At 50.7% G+C, this 20,996-nt stretch carries 17 protein-coding genes; 4 read left to right on the plus strand and 13 right to left on the minus strand.

Features of this window, described 5'->3' with window-relative positions; genetic code table 11:
- Positions 1–54: 54 nt before the first annotated feature.
- Positions 55–1,494, minus strand: a complete 1,440-nt coding sequence (locus QW71_RS15935; RefSeq protein ID WP_039300195.1) for a bifunctional UDP-sugar hydrolase/5'-nucleotidase — start codon at positions 1,492–1,494, stop codon at positions 55–57.
- A 152-nt stretch (positions 1,495–1,646) separates the two neighbouring features.
- On the opposite strand from QW71_RS15935, the gene QW71_RS15940 reads away from it, so the two are divergent.
- Both QW71_RS15940 and QW71_RS15945 read left to right on the plus strand, forming a co-directional pair.
- A complete protein-coding gene (locus QW71_RS15940; RefSeq protein WP_039300198.1) occupies positions 1,647–2,372 on the plus strand; it encodes a molybdenum cofactor biosynthesis protein MoaE in 726 nt (241 codons plus the stop codon).
- A gap of 66 nt (positions 2,373–2,438) precedes the next feature.
- Entirely contained in the window at positions 2,439–3,479 is a 1,041-nt protein-coding gene (locus QW71_RS15945; protein ID WP_039300202.1) for an HD-GYP domain-containing protein, read from the plus strand.
- Positions 3,480–3,562: 83 nt separating this feature from the next.
- Here the strand turns inward: QW71_RS15945 and QW71_RS15950 are convergent, their stop codons facing one another.
- The 3 genes from QW71_RS15950 to licT all read right to left on the minus strand — a co-directional run bounded on the left by QW71_RS15950 (position 3,563) and on the right by licT (position 8,008).
- Positions 3,563–5,020 carry a glycoside hydrolase family 1 protein gene (locus tag QW71_RS15950; RefSeq protein ID WP_039300205.1) on the minus strand — a complete coding sequence of 486 codons (1,458 nt, stop codon included), beginning with the start codon at positions 5,018–5,020 and terminating at the stop codon, positions 3,563–3,565.
- A 51-nt stretch (positions 5,021–5,071) separates the two neighbouring features.
- Entirely contained in the window at positions 5,072–6,934 is a 1,863-nt protein-coding gene (locus tag QW71_RS15955) for a beta-glucoside-specific PTS transporter subunit IIABC (RefSeq protein ID WP_039300208.1), read from the minus strand.
- Positions 6,935–7,159: 225 nt separating this feature from the next.
- Entirely contained in the window at positions 7,160–8,008 is an 849-nt protein-coding gene (licT, locus tag QW71_RS15960) for a BglG family transcription antiterminator LicT (protein WP_039300211.1), read from the minus strand.
- Between the two features lie 236 nt (positions 8,009–8,244).
- Here licT and QW71_RS15965 point away from each other — a divergent pair, with 236 nt between their 5' ends.
- A complete protein-coding gene (locus QW71_RS15965) occupies positions 8,245–8,493 on the plus strand; it encodes a hypothetical protein (RefSeq protein ID WP_039300213.1) in 249 nt (82 codons plus the stop codon).
- 71 nt (positions 8,494–8,564) lie between these two features.
- On the opposite strand, the gene QW71_RS15970 is transcribed toward QW71_RS15965, so the two are convergent.
- From QW71_RS15970 to QW71_RS16010, 9 genes are all read right to left on the minus strand, one after another.
- Entirely contained in the window at positions 8,565–10,433 is a 1,869-nt protein-coding gene (locus QW71_RS15970) for an ABC transporter ATP-binding protein (RefSeq protein ID WP_039300216.1), read from the minus strand.
- Positions 10,430–12,199 carry an ABC transporter ATP-binding protein gene (locus tag QW71_RS15975; protein WP_039300219.1) on the minus strand — a complete coding sequence of 590 codons (1,770 nt, stop codon included), beginning with the start codon at positions 12,197–12,199 and terminating at the stop codon, positions 10,430–10,432. Before QW71_RS15975 ends, QW71_RS15970 begins: the two co-directional genes overlap by 4 nt.
- 610 nt (positions 12,200–12,809) lie before the next feature.
- Positions 12,810–13,358 carry a dihydrofolate reductase family protein gene (locus QW71_RS15980; protein ID WP_039300222.1) on the minus strand — a complete coding sequence of 183 codons (549 nt, stop codon included), beginning with the start codon at positions 13,356–13,358 and terminating at the stop codon, positions 12,810–12,812.
- Between the two features lie 179 nt (positions 13,359–13,537).
- Complete coding sequence (gene sufB, locus QW71_RS15985) at positions 13,538–14,935, minus strand: Fe-S cluster assembly protein SufB (protein WP_039300225.1); 1,398 nt, start codon at positions 14,933–14,935, stop codon at positions 13,538–13,540.
- 19 nt (positions 14,936–14,954) lie between these two features.
- The gene (gene sufU / locus QW71_RS15990; RefSeq protein ID WP_039300228.1) at positions 14,955–15,392 is read right to left on the minus strand and encodes a Fe-S cluster assembly sulfur transfer protein SufU; all 438 of its coding nucleotides are present in this window, start codon (positions 15,390–15,392) and stop codon (positions 14,955–14,957) included.
- Positions 15,379–16,605 (minus strand): cysteine desulfurase, encoded by a 1,227-nt coding sequence (locus tag QW71_RS15995; RefSeq protein ID WP_039300231.1) that lies wholly within the window; start codon positions 16,603–16,605, stop codon positions 15,379–15,381. The genes sufU and QW71_RS15995 overlap by 14 nt, the downstream gene beginning before the upstream one ends.
- A complete protein-coding gene (sufD, locus tag QW71_RS16000) occupies positions 16,602–17,903 on the minus strand; it encodes a Fe-S cluster assembly protein SufD (RefSeq protein WP_039300233.1) in 1,302 nt (433 codons plus the stop codon). Before sufD ends, QW71_RS15995 begins: the two co-directional genes overlap by 4 nt.
- A 25-nt stretch (positions 17,904–17,928) precedes the next feature.
- Positions 17,929–18,711: a Fe-S cluster assembly ATPase SufC gene (sufC, locus tag QW71_RS16005; RefSeq protein WP_039300236.1), complete on the minus strand. Its 783-nt coding sequence runs from the start codon at positions 18,709–18,711 to the stop codon at positions 17,929–17,931.
- A 228-nt stretch (positions 18,712–18,939) separates the two neighbouring features.
- Positions 18,940–19,980, minus strand: a complete 1,041-nt coding sequence (locus QW71_RS16010; RefSeq protein ID WP_047013801.1) for a nitroreductase family protein — start codon at positions 19,978–19,980, stop codon at positions 18,940–18,942.
- Between the two features lie 209 nt (positions 19,981–20,189).
- Here QW71_RS16010 and QW71_RS16015 point away from each other — a divergent pair, with 209 nt between their 5' ends.
- Positions 20,190–20,699, plus strand: a complete 510-nt coding sequence (locus QW71_RS16015) for a MarR family transcriptional regulator (protein WP_039300239.1) — start codon at positions 20,190–20,192, stop codon at positions 20,697–20,699.
- The last annotated feature ends 297 nt before the right edge of the window (positions 20,700–20,996 follow it).

Genomic DNA, 20,996 nt, shown 5'->3' on the forward strand with positions numbered 1-20,996 from the left:
AATGAAACCTGGTGCAGCTATGACTTCTAATGTTTGCATGAATTGCGGGATGTATCAGGTGGCCAGGCTCACCCAGCGGGCAACTTCGCTCTCGTCGAGACTCCCCGGGCGCTGGAGCTCCATCCGCAGCAGATCGCGCAGAAAATGAGGCAGCAAATAGACAGGCTCCCGGCCATTCGCTATACTCTCATACCCGGTGCGGAATGTAAACATATCCAGCGTGCCGACGCTATACTCCCGTCCGTCTTCCAGCTTCTCTCCGCCGACAAAAATCGCAATACCGTTATCATACGGCATGACCCTTGGATCGTACAAGATTTTTAATCCGTCGACAGCCAGACTGCCCAGCATATTCCCCCGGAATCCGTAGCCGTAGATTACCTTGTTGCGGTATTCCTCCATTAGACTCTGTTCCAGCGCAGTGCGGATATCCTTGCCGGTAAGCTGCACAATGCACGGATTAATCGGGGAAGGGCATAGGGCATGCAGCATGCCTGCCGTAATATTGCCCTCCGGCAGGGAGCCGAGCAGCTGCCCGGAATTGACAAGCGAGAAGGAGCTGCCCGTGAAGCGGCGGACAGCCTGTGCCAGCAGGTTGCCAAACGGGGATTCGCCCTGCAGGTCGAGCGGCAGCCCGCGGTCGCTGATGGCAACGGTCTCCTGCAGCACCTCACGGCCGCGCTGCAGGTGAATTGCTGCCGCCGGAGCGATGATCTCTTCAGTCAGCGCGCCATTGACTGCCGTACATCCCCCTTCAGCCAGCCGGAAGGCTCCGTCCGGCTGCTCCCGCTCAAATACCAGCCGTCCGAGATACCGGCCGAATTTGCCGGCGCCGCATACGGCCGTGCCGCCTATCATCTGCGGCTTCTCCAGCATGTGGTGGGTGTGTCCGCCCAGAATGGCATGTACACCTTCCAGATTCTCTGCCAGCTTCTGGTCTGCGGGCAGCCCCAGATGAGACAGAATAATCAGGATATCCACTTGCGGTGCCAGCAGTTCACACTGCTCGCGCAGCGCTTCTTCAGGGTCCAGCACATCCCAGCCCAACAGGGAGTAGAAGGAAGTGAACGCTGCCGTGGCACCGGTCAGCCCGATCTTGATCCCGTCCTTCTCCAGGATGGCATGGCGCTGCATCCAGTGCGGAGGCTCTCCGGTTGCAGACTCCAGGAAGTTGCAGCAGACAACAGGACACTGGATGCCGGTAAATATAGCCGAGAGCATCTCCTGTGAGAAGGTAAGGCCTTCGTTGTTGCCGATAGTTACGGCATCATATCCGGTCAGATTAATAATATCGATGTTAGCCTGCCCCATCGTGCCTTCCGTCTCTACGGCAGCCCTGTCCATATGGTCGCCGATATCCAGCAGCAGCACCGGACCTTCGCCTGCAGCAGCCTTCATTGCAGAAATCTCTGCCGCGACAGGACTCATCATTTCAAAATGGCTATGTATGTCATTGGTATGAAGAATGGTTAATCTTTGCGGCTCAGGCTTCATAAGCTTGCTTCCCTCCCACTTGTACAGCCGTTTATAGTGTAAGCGGCAGGCTTGTGCTCTTCTAGAGTTAGCATAACATTTTCAGGCTCATTATGGTATATTGTAATCATTATAAGCTGTCCTAACTTATGTAATTACGAGGTGATTAAATCATGCATGTGTCCATTCGACTGTTTGCGGGTCTGGCCGAAGTCATCGGCTCCTCTACTCTGACATTTCATGCCCATGAGTCGCCTTTGACAGCCGGCAAACTGAAAGAACTGCTCTCCGCTTCGTATCCCGATGCTGCTCCGCAGATCAATGTATCCCTGGTTGCTGTTGACCGGGAATATGCCCCGGATGATACAGAGATTGCCGAAAGCTCCGAGGTGGCATTGATCCCGCCCGTATCCGGCGGAGAACCTGAAGCTGCCGCTGACGAGACAGCAGACGGCCTGTTCAGCATTACGGATCAGCCCTTGAAGGCTGAGCTGCTCCTGGAGAAGGTACAGGATGTTAACCACGGAGCCTCACTCCTCTTTGTCGGCACCACCAGGGAGATGACTGGAGATCAGCAGACAACCGCCCTTCATTATGAAGCTTACGTGCCCATGGCGCTGAAGAAGCTGCAGGAAATAGGCCTCGAGATTCAAGAACGCTGGCAGGCTCACTGCGCAATTGCACACCGGATCGGGCTCGTAGGGATCAAAGAAGCCAGTGTTGTCATTGCCGTGTCCGCACCGCATCGTGATACCTGTTATGAGGCCAGCCGTTACGCCATTGAGGCGCTTAAAGTCTCAGTCCCCGTATGGAAAAAGGACATCCGGGATTCAGGCTCACAGTGGCTCGGGAAAGATCTCCAGGCTGAAGAATCCTCCAGCTATAAACAGTACTCCTAAACCATTGAATATTCCCGACTTTGTTGCTATGCTGGAAAAAATCGCTATAGTAAGGTGGCATATTCATTGAGAGTACACGTCATGGATCTAAAACCGGGTGATCATCTGCGGATGGATACCTTCAGCTCACGCGGGCTGCATGTACTCCCCAAAGGATCACGGCTTCAGTTGGAGGAGATCGCCAAGCTGATACAGCATGGCGTAGATTATGTAGATATTGAAACGGTGCAGGAAGAACCCGCACCCTCAAGCAGGTCCTCAATCATCCAGGCTGCTTCCGGCAGCTTCGACATCATGATCGATGGTTTTGAATCTCTATATATGGAAGCACTCACTAAGGGAAGCTTCAATCAGTCCGTTGTAGACGATATTCTCCAGCCGACGCTATCCACGCTCGACAAACACAAAGATGTCGTCTCACTCCTTCTGCTGCTTGACCGGGAAGACAATTATACCTACAACCATTCCCTGCAGGTAGGGATGCTATCTTATTATATTGCCTCCTGGCTGGGATATTCCAAGGCGGAGTGTTATGAGATCGGCCGTGCAGGATACCTGATCGATATCGGCAAATGCCGGATCTCCCCTGATATTCTGAACAAACCCGGCAAGCTGACCGCTGCCGAATTCGACGAAATCAAACTACATACGGTTTACGGGCACGAAATCATTCAGAATTCCATGAATGATCCTTTCACAGCTTTAGTCGCCTTGCAGCATCATGAACGTGAAGACGGCTCCGGCTATCCGCATCAGCTTACCAAGAACGATATTCATCCTTATGCCCAGATTGCAGCGGTCGCCGATATATACAGCGCCATGACCTCCCACCGGGTCTACCAGTCCAAGCAGGAACTGATTTCCGTACTGCGCGAGATCAACTCGCTCAGCTTCGGCAAGCTGAACGGCAAACCGGTACAAGCCTTCATTCAGCATCTGATGCCTAATTTTATCGGCAAACGCGTACTGCTCAGCACCGGAGATATGGGTGTAATCATTATGAACAACCCTCTGGATGTCTTCCGTCCGCTCGTACAGAGCGAAGGCAAATTCCTTGATCTGTCGCGCGAACGCAAAATTGCGGTCGTGGAGATCTATATGGAATAGGCCGGTTACATATAAATTCTTGCAAAAAGGAGATTCCTGAACCCGGATACGGGTCAGCGAATCTCCTTTTCTTTTAAAGCAGGCTATAGTTCTTCACCATTGCTGGCGATGACCTTTTTGTACCAATAGAAAGAGTCTTTCTTCGAACGGTCCAACGTTCCGTTGCCGTCATCATCCAGATCCACGTAGATGAAGCCGTAGCGCTTCGACATTTCCGAAGTAGACATACTCACCAGGTCAATCGGTCCCCAGCTTGTATAGCCGATCAGTTCCACACCGTCCATAATGGCTTCCTTCATCTGGGCAATATGCTGCCTTAGATAATCGATACGGTAGCTGTCATGGATGGAGCCGTCCGGCTCAACCTTGTCATACGCACCAAGCCCATTTTCAACGATGAACAGCGGTTTCTGGTAACGGTCATACATCGTGTTCAGCATAATCCGCAGCCCGGTCGGGTCGATCTGCCAGCCCCATTCCGAGGCCTTGAGATAAGGATTTCTTATCCCGCCGAACAGATTACCCTGCGCCCGCTCCCCTTCCGGACTAACAGACAGCGTGAGGGTCATATAGTAGCTGAATGCCACATAATCCACCGTGTACTGCTTCAGAAGTTCATCATCGCCCGGCTCTTTGTGGAGTTCAATATTGTGCTCTGCAAAATAACGGTCCATATATTTCGGATATTCGCCGCGTGCATGGACATCGGTGAAGTACAGGTTCAGCTGATTCTCATGCTGGTTCAGCCGCACATCCTCGGGATTACAGGTAGCCGCATAGCTCTCCATCCGCGCCAGCATACAGCCCATCCGGGAACCGGGGATAATCTCATGCACCAGCTTGGTAGCCAGCGAGCTCGCAATGAACTGGTGATGCAGGGCCTGGTATATCGTCTGCAGCTTATTCCCGGCACGGTCAATGACAACACCGCCGCCGGTGAACGGGCTAAGGGTCATCATGTTGATCTCATTGAAGGTGATCCAGTATTTCACTTTATCCTTATAACGCCGGAACACCGTTTCGGCATAGCGGGTGAAGCAGCCCACAAGTTCGCGGGAGGCCCAGCCGTTGTATTTCTGCGTCAGACCGAGCGGAGTTTCGTAATGCGCCAGGGTAACCAGCGGCTCTATCCCGTATTTATGCAGCTCATCGAATACATCGTCGTAGAATTTAAGACCGGCCTCATTCGGCTGGGCATCATCGCCATTCGGATAAATCCGGGCCCAGTTGATCGACAGACGGAACACCTTGAAGCCCATTTCAGCAAATAAAGCGATGTCCTCTTTGTAGCGGTGGTAGAAGTCGACCCCTTCACGTTTCGGGAAACGTGCGTTGAATTCGCCGGACAGTATTTGAGCGATCCGCTCGGAGCTGATTTCGATGGCATGATCATTGCTGCGCTCTGCCTTCGGCACATAAGCTACCATATCCGCACTGGACAGGCCTTTTCCGCCCTGATCAAAAGCGCCTTCCAGCTGGTTCGCGGCCGTAGCCCCGCCCCACAGGAAGTTATCCGGAAATTTCTGTTTGAAATTAGTCATGTGTATCTCCTTTTTATAAGTCGTAAGTACCTGCTCATTGAAGCACGGGTTCTAGTGTATTAGGGTTAGCAAAGCTTCGCCGTTTGTCACTTCGCTTCCGGTATTCTTCAGAACATCGAGGTATTCTGCCGAGTTGGTGACAATGACCGGAGTCGCTGTTACAAAGCCTGCCGCACGGATAGCTTCCAGGTCAAATTCCAGTATGAGCTGACCCTGCACGACCTTATCTCCCTCTTGTACCTTTTTGTCAAAATGTTTACCTTTCAGCTTCACCGTGTTGACTCCTACATGGATCAACAGCTCTGCGCCGCCATCCGAAGTAATGCCAATCGCATGCCCTGTCGGGAATACCGTGGTTACCGTTCCGTTCACCGGAGAAGTCAGCTTTCCGGAGGACGGCTCGATGACAATGCCTTTACCCATTGCGCCGGAAGCAAAAGCTTCATCGGGCAGGCTTTCGAGCGGCTGCAGTGCTCCTGCCAGAGGACTTACCACCAATTCTTTGTCAATCATCGTGGGTGTAGTTGGGGTAGCCGGTCCGCTTGAGTTAACAGAAGCTGCAGTATCAGCTGCCGGGTCATCAAATCCAAGGACAAATACCAGAATGGCAGCGAGCAAGAAGGCTACGAGTATCCCAATGATTACCCAGAGGAATCCAGTTCCGAAATAAGTCGGCAAGGCCAGCAGTCCCGGCAAGGAGAAGGACAGTGCTCTTGCGCCGCCTTGTGCAATAATCGCCCCACCGATCGCACCGGAGATACAGGCATAGATGAACGGTTTCTTGAGCTTCAGGGTAACCCCGTAGATTGTCGGTTCAGTAATCCCGAAGATGGCTGCCAGTGTGGAAGAACCGGCCAGAGCTTTGAGCTGCGGGTTCCTGGATTTCAGGAATACGCCGAATACTGCACCGGCCTGAGACAGAACTGCTGCGCAGAGTATTGGCAGCATCGTATCATACCCCAGCGTAGCAATGTTGCTGAGCATGATCGGCACAAAGCCCCAATGCACGCCGAAGATCACGAATACCTGCCAGAATGCCCCGGCAATAGCCCCGGCAACCAAAGGACTAAGATTGTACAACCAGGTATAACCGGAAGCCAAACCGTCACTGATCAGTGAGCCTACAGGTCCGAAGGCCAGGAACGTAAGCGGAATTACAATTAAGAGCGCGAACATGGGAACCAGAATATTTCGGACCGATTCATGAATGAACGAACGGAACCATTTCTCCACATAGGATTGTACCCATACCGCCAGAATGATCGGAATTACACTGGAGGAATAGTTAATCAGCACAATCTTGATCCCCAGGAAGTTCAGCGGGTCCGGCGAACCCACAGCAGCAATTACCGAAGGGTATATCAGCGCCCCGGCTACTGCTATGGAGACAAATTGATTAGCTTTAAATTTACGCGCCGCTGTAACTGCCAGGAACACAGGCAGGAAGTAGAACACGCTGTCCGACGCTGCATTGAGAATCAGATACGTACCGCTGGTGCCGCTGATCCATTCCAGCGAGAGAATCAAAGCCAACAAGCCCTTGAGAATCCCTGCACCGGCGAGCGCACCGAGAATCGGAGAGAAAATGCTTGAAATAATATCGACCGCTTTGCCGACTACACCGGTACTTTCGGAGCTTTCGTCATTACCGCTTTTCTCTGCATCCTGCAAAGAGGTTTCCTTCATAATCTGCTCAAACACCTGGCTGACATTGTTGCCGATAACGACCTGGAACTGGCCGCTGTTCTCCACCACGGTAATGACTCCCGGCGTTTTTTCAAGCGCTGCTTTATTGGCCTTGCTGTTATCCTTCAATTTGAATCTCAGGCGTGTTGCACAATGGAATACGGAATTCACATTACCTTCTCCGCCAACGAGTGTAATAATCTGTTTGGATAAGTCTTTATTGCTCACTTGGGTATGCTCCTTTATATTTCTCGATTGATTAAACATCGCTGCAAAGGCGGGTTGTGCCAGCAAGTTCTATTATCCCCCCCTGCAGACAAGAAAAACCTGAACTCAGGGCAAAAGGGCGTCAAAAAACGCTAGTTTTGCCATCAGTTCAGGTTTTGCCTGCATTACCAGTTACACCCTGTAGGATGGAAAATATGAAGTTAGAGGGTTCGCTTAGGGGATGTGTTATTCCAGACTGTTACGGTCCGTCACCCGCTGGATGTGAATGGTCAGATAGACATATTCATCCTTGCTTAAGCTCTGGCCATGGGATTTCTCCAGATACTCATTGATCTTGCTTGCACATTCGAAGGCCTTGACATAAGTCTGCCTCACCTGGTTATACAGAAACTCCTCGCCGCTGTTATTGCTCTCCTTCTTCAGGATCCGCATGGAGAAATACTGCAGATGCGTCAGGAACCGCGAGTAATTCAGCGAAGTCTCATCAAGCACCAGCTTGTAGTGATAGGTAACAATATTCAGAATATTCTGCACGATTTCCGTCATCTTGACGGTTGATCTCATCTCATTGCCGCCATCCATCCTGGCATTCACCAGATGCAGGGCAATAAAACCGGCTTCATCTTCACCTAGCGCTAGGCCCGTTGCCTGCTCGATAATCTTGAGGGCATCCAGCCCGATCTCATATTCCTTCTTGTAAAAGCGTTTGATTTCGAACAGCATCGCGTTCTTCAGCATGATTCCCTTTTCGAAACGCTGCAGCGCAAAATGAATGTGGTCCGTCAGCGTCAGGTACAGATTATCACTCAGCTCTGTGCCCAGCACCCCGTTCGCATACATCACGATCTCATTGGCCAGCTCCAGATGCACCACTGGAATATCATTCAGCAGCTCTGTCAGCCGTGCCGTGAATTCGTTCTCATTGAGCAGGAAAATCTTGTCCACCTTAGCCGGATCTACATAATCCCCTGCCACCTTGTTGAAGGAAATCCCTCTGCCCATGACAATGACTTCCTTGCCTTTCTGATTCTTGGTCAGAAGTACATTGTTGTTCAGTACCTTCTCGATAATCATCTCTATCTCACCTCCTGCCATATAGTTTGTACAAAAAAAGCCTAAGTTGATCCCAATATCATTAAGAAAATGATACTCGCATCAGCTTAGGCATTGCCCGCGTTACCGGTCACAATCCTGTATTACTGTTATTGTAGCATAAAAAAAAGCGATTTCAAGAACTTTATTTTCCCCGGTTTGAATCCCGGCCTCCAAGGCTAGGCTGATAGCAAACGATCATTTGGAGGAGATAACCTATGCTTGCAGTTCATCAGCGCCTTGCGGAGCTGTATACCCTAAGTCTGAAGCGGCCGCTGGCCGCAGCGGAACGTGACGAGCAGCAGCACTGCCTTCATGTCAACACGGTGTACTGCTGGGAAATGGCCCGGCTGAACAATGAAGCCATGCTGGCGGCACATACGAAAGACTCTCAGTGGCAGCAGGAGATCAGTGCACAGATGCTGGAGGTCCGGGTAACCGGCAGAGCCGCCAAGCGGCAGGGGTGAATTCTATAAAAATAACAGCAGCCCTCCCTGCTAATTAAAGTGTGCCGGGGAGGGCTGCTGTTTGTCTTCTGCTATAAGAAGCGGAACTGCGCTTCAATTAAACCGTTATAAATGCCGTCACGCTCGGTAAGCTCGGCGTGATTGCCTTCTTCCTTGATCTCGCCATGATCCAGCACCACAATCTTATCCGCATGGCGGATGGTGGAGAGCCGGTGGGCTACGATGAAGGAGGTCCGGCCCTGAAGCAGCAGCTTCAGCGCTTCTTGGATCTTGATCTCCGTCTCCGTATCGATACTGGCTGTCGCTTCATCCAGAATCAGAATCCGCGGATCGGCGAGCAGCGCCCGGGCGAAGGACAGCAGCTGGCGCTGGCCCATGGACAGTGCGCTGCCGCGCTCTTCAACTTCGGTCTCATAGCCACCCGGCAGCTTCATGATGAAGTCATGAGCATCCACTGCCTTGGCAACTTCTTCAATCTCCTCATTTGTAGCATCCAGCCGTCCAAACCGGATATTGTCCCGGATCGTTCCTGAGAAGATGAAGGTATCCTGGAGCACGATCCCGATCTGTTCCCGCAGACTCTGCAGGGTTACATCACGGATATCTCTGCCGTCGATCGTGATGTCGCCGCTCTTGATATCATAGAACCGGCCGATGAGGTTGATGATCGTGCTTTTACCGGAGCCGGTATGGCCGACGAGGGCAATCGACTGGCCGGCTTTCACATCGAGATCAATGCCTTTGAGCGCGGCGCGGCCTTTTTCATATTCAAATACGACCTTGTTAAAGTGAATGTCTCCCTGAATCTTGGACAGCGGCGTTGCACCCGGCTTATCCTGAACCGCAGGCTGCTCATCGAGATACTCGAAGATCCGCTCCGAGGAAGCCATGGCCACCAGCAGCTGATTGTACATCTGGCCGAGGCGGTTGATCGGGTCCCAGAAGTTACTGACATACGTACTGAAGGCTACCAGGAAACCAACGGTAAGCTCACCGGACTGGATCAGATAAGCCCCGAACCAGAAGAGAATCATCGTTCCGAAGCCGCCGGTGACTTCAATAATCGGACCGAACGCCTGGTTCATTGCCGAAGCCTTGTTCCAGGATTTCCGGCTGTCCATGTTCATGGCATCGAAATAATGCATATTTTCTTCTTCCTGGGTGTAAGCCTGGGTCACGCGAATCCCCTGAATCGATTCATTCAGATGGGAGTTGATCCGGGAATTCTTCATCCGCACATCCTGCCAGGCGATCCGGATCCGCTGCCGCAGCTTGGTGGAGATCAGGAACATAACCGGTACAGTAATCATTACCGCAAGTCCCAGCTTCCAGTTGATCAGCAGCAGAATGACCATAATGCCGACCAGCTGCACACAGTCGATCATTAGATTGACGACCCCATTCGTGAACAAATCCTGCAGCGAGTTGATATCATTCGTCACCCGCACCAGTACTGATCCGGCCGGTCTTTTATCGAAGAAGTTGAAGGAGAGCTTCTGAATATGGCGGAACAGATCCGAACGCAGATCATAAATGACCCGTTGCCCGATCACATTCGTATACTTAATCCGGTACACACCGGCGATCCACTGGATCAGATATAGCACAATAACACTGGCCGTCAGCGTGTATAGCAGCGTAAGACTTGAGTTGCCGTCCTCGGGAGCAATTGCCTTATCGATCGCCATACTTGTCAGGAACGGAACCGTCAGCTTCGTCACTGTACCCAGAATCATCATTACCGCGACGAGCGGCAGCATCTGCCTGGCATACGGCTTCATATAGCCGAACAGGCGGGTGAACTGCTTCCAGTCAAAAGCCTTGTCAATCACGTCATCATCCTTATAGACGAAACGCTCCTCCAAAGTCTGTTCCTCTGCCTTGCTGTTATCCTTCTCTAATGGCGCACTTGCGGTCTGCTTGGATGTCTCAAGCTTCATGCCGGATCACCTGCCCCTAGTTCATTATCCCTGGCCAAATAATCGGCATATTGAATCCGGTATACATCCTGGTAAGGTCCCGGAACCTCAATCAGTTCCTTATGCGTACCTTGCTGCACCATCTTCCCTTCATTCATAACTATAATCTGGTCGGCATGGCGCAGAGAGGAAATCCGGTGGGCAATGATCAAGGTTGTACGTCCGCGCATAACCTCCTGGAATCCTGCCTGAATCTCATGCTCCGTCTCCATGTCGACCGCGCTGGTCGCATCATCCAGAATGAGAATCCGCGGGTTCTTCAGCAGCGCGCGGGCAATGGCAATCCGCTGCTTTTGTCCGCCGGATAGGCCCATCCCGCGTTCACCTACCACGGTATCATAGCCCTCCGGCATCTCCATAATGAACTCATGCGCCTTCGCCAGCTCGGCGGCACGGATGATTTCATCCATGCTGACATTTTTGAGTCCATAGGAGATATTATTGCGGATGGAGGAGGAGAACAGGAACGTCTCCTGGAACACCGTCGAAATCTGTGCCCGCAGACTGCGGACCTGGAATTCACGGATATCCACCCCGTCGAGCTTGATACTTCCCTGATTCACATCATAAGCGCGCATCATCAATTGGGTAATGGTTGACTTCCCGGAGCCGGTTCCTCCCAGGAATCCGATGACCGCACCTGGCTCAGCATGGAAATGAATATCCTTGACTGCCGGCATCTTGTTCCCGTAAGCAAAAGTAACATGATCGAAATCCACTTCGCCTTTCACTTCGGACGGTACAAGCTCACTTGCATTCTCTTTATCCTTCACATCGATCTGCTGATTAAGGACTTGAAGCACGCGTTCTCCGGATGCCTTGGACTGGGTATAGTTGTTGATTTGGAAGCCAAGGCCCCATACCGGGCCGATAATATACCAGATCAGGCTGAAGAAAGCGACGAGTTCTCCGAGCGACATATGCTTGTTAATGACCAGTGTACCGCCAACCCCCAGCAATATCGCTACACTGACCGAAGCCAACAGCTCCATCACAGGGAAGAATTTACTCCATAGCTCGGCGGCAAAAATCTGATTATCCTTATAACGTTCATTACGGTGTGAGAACTTCTCAACTTCGTAAGCCTCTCTGGCAAACGATTTGACTGTTCTCACACCGGTGACATTCTCCTGTACAGCCGTTGTCAGGGAGCTTAACGCCAGACGCATCTCCTGAAAGGCCGGGTGAATCTTGGATTCGAATCTGAGTGCAACTACAGCCAGGAACGGCATAGTGATCAGAGTAACCAGCGTAAGCTGCCAGTTGATTGTGAACATCATGATGGAACCGAACAAAACCATGAAAAATACATTCAGCAATTGGGCAAATCCGAAGCCGATGAACATCCGGATCGCTTCCAAATCCCCGGTCAGCCGGGACATCAGGTCACCTGTCTTCGCCGTATCATAGTAACGGAAGGACAGGAATTGCAGCTTCTCATAGCAGGCATTGCGCAGCCGGTAGGCCAGAAAATTCCCCAGCCGTCCACCGAAGAAGCCATGGGCAAATTGCAGGCAGGCCTTAACAATAATTACAGCAAGCACACTAAGAGCGAGTACGGGCACCTCAGTAAACTTTAGGGGAACAATAACATCATCAATCAATCTCCTTAACAAATTGGGGGTAATAAGCCCCACTGCAGTTGCGGCCGCCAAACATATAATCGACAGAATCAAATAATGCAGTTTCTCCCGATAAAAGCCCCGCAGTTGCCTGAGAACATCCATATCTCTCCTCCTTAAAGCTTTACGAAGTAAAGCTACTTCGTAAGCATGGTCTTAGCCCCCAAACCTCACATCTTAAGCCACCTTTTTATGCGCTTTCAATTTAGGGACTTTAAGCAGTTTATCACCCATGATTTAATGCGGCAAAGGGGAGAAATGAGCATTTTCCTTGTTTTTTCGGAAAAAACTAGGCTTAAGCAGGTAGTAAAGCCCTCCCATAGCTTTAATTCCTCCTATTTCCTCGTAAATACTGCTCAATTAAGATATAGCAAGATTCAACCCTGCGAAACTGCTTTTTGGCCGTCCGTTAAAAGGAATATTATGTATTAATATTACAAAAGCGTCGCTGCAAGCCTTTAACGGACCCCTCCTGCCTGAGGCGGACTGAAAATCCGCTAATCGGGCAAATCAGGAGGATTTGCCCGTCACCCGGACTCACATTCCTTTATTTGGCCGTTCGACCCTACCTTCAGACGCGAAAATACAGGATAACGGAATCTCAGTCCGCTTCATCGTGACTACACACAAAAAAGCACAAGCAGCAGAACATAACAGCTATGCTCCGGTGCTTGCACTTGTTCATTAAGCTTGTTTCATCCGATTTGCCATGGACCTAATCCTTAACCGGTCCGTAGCTGGCAACAACCACACCCGGGGAGAATCTCCGGGTATCTGTCAAGTGCAGTCCCTGCTCCTTAAGTCCTTCACCGAATAGCCGTTTGCCGCTGCCAAGCAGCACCGGGAATACCATCAGGCGGAATTCATCCACGAGACCCAGACGGATCAGGCTCTGTACCAGCGTACAGCTGCCGAATACCAGGATATCTCGGCCCGGCTGCTGTTTAAGCTTAGTTATCTCCTCCGGCAGGTTGTCCTTAATGAGGCTTGAATTGTTCCAGGTGACTTCGGAGAGCGTTGTGGAGACGACATGTTTGGCATAACCGTTCATCATCTCGCCGTATTCCCCGGTCTGCTCCAGCATATTGGGCCAGGCAGCGGCAAATGCCTCATACGTCACACGCCCCAGCAGCAGAGCATCGGCATCCTTCAATTCACCGAACTTGTATTTCTCCTGTTCTTCACTTCCATAGGCGAAAGTCCACTGCGGATTCTCCATTACTCCATCGAGCGTCAAAAACTCTGATACGACCAATTTTCTCATCGGGGCCTCCTTGGGACCGGAAAGATATAATTTACGCGGTTTCTCCTGTGTCCACTACATTATTTCACGTTGTACAATTTCCCATACCACATAAAAATGCCCACAGATCTTAGACAATATTGCGTCAAGAATCTGTGGGCACGTACTGGATATTACTTGGTTATACTCGAAGCTTCTGTTTAACCGATGCTTCCTTCCATTTCGAACTTAATCAATCTGTTCATCTCTACCGCATATTCCATCGGCAACTCTTTGGTGAACGGTTCGATGAAGCCCATAACGATCATCTGCGTAGCCTCAGCTTCCGTCAGGCCGCGGCTCTGGAGATAGAACAGCTGCTCTTCAGAGACCTTGGATACTGTAGCTTCATGCTCAAGCACGATGTTATCGTTCATGATCTCATTGTAAGGAATCGTGTCCGACGTGGACTGGTTATCCATAATGAGCGTATCGCATTTGATATTAGACTTCGCACCTTCCGCCTGACGGCCGAAGGAAGCGAGTCCGCGGTAAGTGACCTTGCCGCCATGCTTGCTGATCGACTTGGAGACGATGGTGGATGTGGTGTCCGGTGCCAGATGAATCATTTTGGCGCCTGCATCCTGGTGCTGGCCTTTGCCTGCTACTGCGATGGACAATACCGAACCCTTGGCTCCGCGGCCTTTAAGCACGACAGCCGGGTATTTCATTGTCAGCTTGGAACCGATGTTGCCGTCTACCCATTCCATGGTGGCATTTTCTTCGGCTACCGCACGTTTCGTTACAAGGTTGTAGATATTCGGCGCCCAGTTCTGAATGGTCGTGTAACGAACACGGGCATTCTTCATGCACAGAATTTCAACCACTGCACTATGCAGGGAGTTGGTACTGTAGATCGGTGCGGTACAGCCTTCGACGTAATGCACGAAGCTATCCTCATCTGCAAGAATCAGCGTACGCTCAAATTGTCCCATGTTCTCGGAGTTGATCCGGAAGTAGGCCTGCAAAGGCACTTCACATTTCACACCCTTCGGAACATAGATGAAGCTACCGCCGGACCAGACTGCACTGTTGAGTGCGGCGAACTTGTTGTCTGCCGGAGGAATGATCGTCCCGAAGAACTTCTTGAACAACTCCGGGTGATCACGCAGTGCAGAATCCGTATCTGTGAAGATTACACCCTGATCTTCAAGGTTCTTCTGCATGCTGTGGTAAACAACCTCGGATTCGTACTGCGCCGAGACACCGGCCAGGAATTTCTGCTCCGCTTCCGGAATGCCCAGCTTATCGAAGGTTTCCTTGATCTCGGAGGGCACTTCTTCCCAAGTCTTACCCTGTTTCTCAGAAGGTCTTACATAATATTGAATGTCCTCGAAATCCAGATCGTCCATATTGCCGCCCCACTGGGGCATTGGCATTTTGCGGAACTGCTCCAGGGATTTCAGACGGAAATTAAGCATCCATTCCGGCTCGTTTTTGATTGCGGAGATTTCCCGGACAATTTCTTCCGTGAGCCCTTTACCAGACTGGAATATCGACTTGTGCTCGTCACGGAATCCATACTGGTACTCTTCCATATCAGGCGCTTTCTTAGCCATGGTGTCAGCCTCCTTGTTTCTAATGTTGTGGGTGATTCTCTTCCGTATCTATGCCTTTGCGAAGCGCGTTCCAGGCCAGTGTGGCACATTTGATCCGCGCCGGAAATTTATTAACACCGGACAGGGCTTCAATATCTTCGTAGTCTCCGAAATCTGCTGCTTCACCCTTCATCAGAGAGGAGAAGCTGTCCGCCAGCTCAAGCGCATGCGCTACAGTCTGGCCTTTGACCGCTTCCGTCATCATCGAAGCCGACGACATGCTGATCGAACAGCCTTCGCCGCTGTAACGGGCATCCTTGACGATGCCGTCCTCTACCTTAAGCTGAAGCGTAATGCGGTCGCCGCAGGTAGGGTTGTTCAGCTCAATCTTCAGTGCGTCATCTTCGAATGAACCACGGTTCCGGGGATTTTTGTAATGATCCATAATTACGCGTCTATATAAGTCATCCAAGTTCATAGGCGAAATACTCCTTTGCCTTAATTAAGGCTTGAACCAGCGAATCTACATCCTGTTCCGTATTGTACAGGTAGAAGCTGGCCCGGGCTGTTGAGCTGACCTCCAGCCAGCGCATCAGCGGCTGGCAGCAATGATGTCCGGCACGGACAGCAACCCCTTCCGCATCCAGCACGGTAGCTACGTCATGCGGATGAACATCACCAAGGTTGAAGGTTACTACTCCAACCTGACGGTTCCGGGGACCGTAGATCGTCAGATCACTGATCTCTGACAGGCGCTCCTCCGCATAAGCGGCAAGCTGCATCTCATGACGGTGAATATTATCCAGTCCAACCTCCTGCAGGAAATCAATCGCTGCTCCCAGTCCAACGGCACCCGCAATAATCGGTGTCCCGCCTTCGAACTTCCAGGGCAGCTCTTTCCAGGTCGATTCGTACAGGCCTACATCATCAATCATCTCGCCGCCGAACTCGACAGGCTCCATGGCCTCTAGCAGTGCCTTCTTACCGTACAAAGCGCCGATTCCCGTAGGGGCAAGCATCTTGTGACCGGACAGTGCATAGAAGTCACAGTCCAGATCCTGCACATCCACCTTCATATGCGGCGTGCTCTGTGCTCCGTCCACCACGATTACGGCGCCGTTACGGTGAGCAATTGCTGCAAGCTCTTTGATAGGATGTGTGATACCCATAACATTGGATACATAAGCAATAGCTACGATCTTGGTCTGAGCCGTAATCGTCTTCTCTGCATCCTCCAGCGTCACCGTACCATCCTTCTGCAGAGGAATGAATTTCAGGGTTGCCCCTGTCTTCTTGGCCAGCTGCTGCCAGGGAATGAAGTTACTGTGATGCTCCATCTGGGTAATCACGATCTCATCCCCCTCCTGCAGGACAGAAGGTCCGTAAGAGGAAGCTACAATGTTAAGTGCGCTTGTAGTACCGCGTGTGAAAATAATCTCCTTCGTGCTGCGGGCATTAATGAACTTAGCCAGCTTCTCGCGGGCGCCTTCATATGCATCCGTTGCCCGGCTGCCCAGCGTATGCACTCCGCGGTGGACGTTGGCGTTATCCCATTCATAATAAGACTTGACCGCCTCAATGACCTGGCGCGGCTTCTGGGAAGTTGCCGCGCTGTCCAGATACACCAGCGGGTGGCCGTTAATATTCTGATTCAAGATGGGAAATTGCTCCCGAATTGAGCTGCTAATCATTGGCCTAACTTCCTTTCCACAAGAGATTGGAGCTGATTGCGCAGTCCCTCCAGTGGAATTTGCGACACAACAGGAGCCAGGAAGCCGTATATGATCAGTGTTTCTGCGTCATGCCGCGTAATTCCCCGGGACATCAGGTAATAGACTTGCTCGTAATTGACCTGTCCTACGGAAGCGGCATGGCCTGCAGTTACATCATCTTCATCTATAAGGAGGATCGGGTTGGCGTCGCCGCGTGCTTTGGGACTCAGCATCAGAACCTTCTCGGTCTGCTGCCCGTCCGCTCTTGTCGCACCTTTCTCGATCTTCGTAATTCCGTTAATAATGGAAGTGGCCGAATCCCGCATCACTGCGCGGGTAATCATATCACTCGGAGTGTTTCTGCCAAAATGCTGGGCCTGCGTAGTGTAGCTCAGCTTCTGCGAACCGGTACCTACAGCAATTACTTTGGCATCCGAGCTTGAGCCGTTACCCTTCAGCACAGACTTGGTGTCGCTGGCGGTATCGCCATAGTTCATCTCACCGATGATCCATTCGATCGTTCCGTCATTCTCCACTACCGCACGGCGGTAGGTAACATCCGTGGTGTCTTGCCCAAGCTGATGCACCGTAGCATAGCGTACTGTGGCACCTGCGCCTACAAATACCTCAACGGCCCCATTATGCAGACCCGCTTCGGACTTATCTGATACATAGTTATCCACGTAGGTTAATGAACTATTACTATCGGCAACAATCAGAATATGCGGAACAAATGCAGCCTCGGCATCATCCGTTAACAGCACCGCCTGCAGCGGGGTTTCGATGATGACATTCTTCGGAACATAGAGGAATACCCCGCCGTTCCACAGCGCTGCATGCAGTGCGGCGATGGAATGCTCTTCAGGCAATACTGCCTTATGCAGATAACGCTGCACCAGATCTCCATGCTCTCTGACTGCTGTCTGCAGATCGGTGAATATCACGCCTTGCGCAGCCAGCTCAGGAGCCAGACGGGCATATACGGCTCCCGAATTGCGCTGAATGATCAGGCTGCCTTCCTCCTGATCCTTAATCAGAGCGGCAATTGAAGCAGGTGCTTCGCCAAGAGATGTGAAAGTCTGGCTTGCCTTGTACTCTCCGTAGTTGTTAATGTTCCAGCGGTCAATCCGTGTCTTCTCCAGCTTCGGCAGGGCAAGCTCAGCGGCAAGCTCCAGTGCCTTCAAGCGGCTGTCCTTCAGCCAGCCCGGTTCGCCGCTGCTCTGCGATAATTCGCCGAGCTTCTGGGCATCCACGGGAAGAATGGTTTGCGTCGTCATAAGTGGTTTCCTCCTTCCAGCGTTTCTAAGCTTCTTGTCCTACAGTTTCGTCTTCAATGCCGAGTTCTTCCTTAACCCATTCATAACCTTCTGCTTCCAGACGTTCTGCAAGCTCCGGGCCGCCGGATTTCACAATCCGTCCCTGCATCATGACATGTACATAATCAGGTTTGACGTAGTTAAGCAAACGCTGATAGTGAGTGATAACCAGGAATCCGCGTTCCGGACTGCGCATGGAGTTCACACCATCGGCAACAATTTTGAGTGCATCAATATCAAGGCCGGAGTCGATTTCGTCAAGAATGACGATCTTAGGGTCCAGCATCATCATTTGGAGAATTTCATTACGTTTCTTCTCACCGCCGGAGAAGCCTTCGTTCAGGTAGCGGTGCAGGAATTCAGGATTCATATCCAGTTCCTTCATTTTAGCTTCCATCAGCCGGATGAAACGGATCAGGGAAATCTCGCTGCCCTCTTCACGCCGGGAATTAATTGCACTGCGCAGGAAGTCGGAATTGGTTACCCCGCTGATCTCGCTCGGATACTGCATAGCTAGGAACAGGCCGGCACGGGCGCGTTCATCCACCGCCATTTCCAGCAGATCTTCACCTTCAAGCACGGCTGTGCCTTCTGTAACCACATACTTCGGATGACCCATCAAGGCTGAGGCCAAAGTACTTTTACCAGTACCGTTCGGTCCCATGATGGCGTGAATTTCTCCGCCTTTCATTTGAAGGTTGATCCCCTTCAGAATTTCTTTTCCTTCAATCGTCGCTTTCAGTCCCTCAATGACAAAATCTGCTGCCATAATTATTATTCCCTCCATTGATCGATTTGCGAAATCAGAAAGTTGTATTGTCACAGGATTTCCCTGATTACAAGCAATTAGATTTTATATCACATTGTAATTATTATAAATTGAATCAGGATGATTATCAATGATTCTCACTAATTTTATTACAAAGGCCCGATTTTTACAAATACCGACTTTTAATTTTATAACTCTGTCGCCTGTATCTACAGCTAATAATAGAAATTATTGCCCGAGCTCGCTCCCCCTGCTGAACTGTTCGAAAACCACTGGAGCAGACACGGAATTAGAGACTCTCTTCTCTCCCCCCAGTTCAAGCACAGCAACGATCCGTTCCCGGGGGCGAATTCCGAATGACCTGCACTGCTCCGCGTCATAAATCCATTCCGGAATCAGGCGGCGCAGGTTCCATGGTTCGGACTTGGCCAGCAGCTGAAAGTTCTGGATCAGACAGCACACCGCCGCATAATCCTCTTCCTGTCGGTGAAGATCCGATTCCTCCGTGGCCACGACCATAAGGAAAGGTGTTGAAGCTTCCTCTCCAGGGGATCGCAGTTTCCGGGCAGCTTGACCACCCGTTACATAGATAAAACGCCAGGGTTCTCTCATTCCATCATTTGGTGCCCATACAGCCTCGTTGAGCAATTTCAGGACGCTTTGCGAAGAAACAGGGTTGAGATCCGGATGGAATCTGTCGTCCTCACCTATTATACTCCAACTCTCCTCTGCCGGGGTTCTTTTCCGGGCCCTCGGCGTTTTCTCAAAGTAGCCGATTTCCAACATTCCGGCGAACCGTTCTCCTTCTTTCAAGCCCATTTTCTCAAAAAATGCCCCGCTGCAAAACATGGAATCCGTGTACCACAGCATTCCTAGCCCTTGTTCCCAGCCCAGCAGTTGAACGTTCTGCATAATGCTGCAAACGGCGGCGTAATTTTCGTCGCGCTGCCGCTGCGTTTCGGCGGATTCAGCAATGAAGATGATGTGGGCGGGAGTAGCAGTGATTTGTTTTTTTAGAAATCCGGTCATCCTGGCAGGAAGGAGTTTTCCCAGATGACTATCCTTCACCTTGGCAATCATACTGTCAGCCAGCTCTTCACGTGACTCCGGTGTGCCGAAATAAAGACAGCGCCAATGCGGCGTCCCCTCAGCTTCGTACAGGTTTGCCGCCTCATTCAGCAAAGAAACGATCCCTTCTTGTCCGACCGGCCTTACGCTGAATTTCCGAATGGTCCGCCGTTCTCTTATCGTTTGAGACACATTCTTCATGCTTATCCTCCCCGGAATATTGTTAACATTCAACAATTTAAATTGTTTACCAGTAAACTATATTTCGCAATAACATAGCTGTCAATCTATTTATTAGAATATAGGCTGAGCTTTAATAGCTAAACAGCGAAACTGCACGTTAGTTTACAAGTGAATAATTTCGGGGTAGGATAAAGATAATTTTGCATAACAGGGAGATGCCCAGCCTTATGAACTCATCCGAAGGACTTAAGCGGCTGCTGTATGGCCGATTACTCCACTTAACGCATTTAAACGAACAGCTTTTTGCATCCGAGCTCGATGCTTTCGCTGATCTTACCCGTCAGTATGGGCTAAGTTTCAATTCAAACTCTTTGACAAGCATTCATGTCATTGACTGCATCGGCAACCACGAGCCCATTAACAGCACCTCGATTGCGGAAAAAATGAATTTGTCCAAGGCGAGCATTACGAAAATCAGCGGCAAGCTCCTCCAGGAAGGCTGCATTAAGCGCAGCCGGATGAATGACAACAAGAAAGAAGTCTATTTGAGCCTTACGCCCAAAGGCAGGCAGCTCTTTGCCGTTCACGCCGAGATGCATAAAAGCCTTGAACAGAACTTTATTCAGGGTTTGAACACATTCTCGGAAGCGGAACTGCAGGCTTCACTGAAATTTATTCAAACGGTGATTAGTCACAGTGACACTATGATTAAGAATGACGGGGCTGATTTAAACTAATGATAACTAATTTTGTAAATCGCTTACTGATGGTTTGCTTGCAGTGACCCTATTCCGGTATATGCGTATGCTTAGTTGTACTTTGTACAACTAAAACGTCTGATTTTCAGCCGATTATCCGTTTAGTTGTATTTCGTACAATTAAACTGCCTTTGGACCTTGGTTCTCACCCATTCGGGCAGATTTAGTTGTACAGAATACAGTTATAAAATGCGGGCAGCCCTTTTCGCTGTTTTTAACTGCACAATAGAGTCAATTTCATAATTCAGTTGGCTGAATAGCAAGACTTGGCCAAAA

The sequence above is a fragment of the Paenibacillus sp. IHB B 3415 genome (assembly GCF_000802655.2).
In the GTDB taxonomy this organism is placed as follows: domain Bacteria; phylum Bacillota; class Bacilli; order Paenibacillales; family Paenibacillaceae; genus Paenibacillus_AQ; species Paenibacillus_AQ phytohabitans.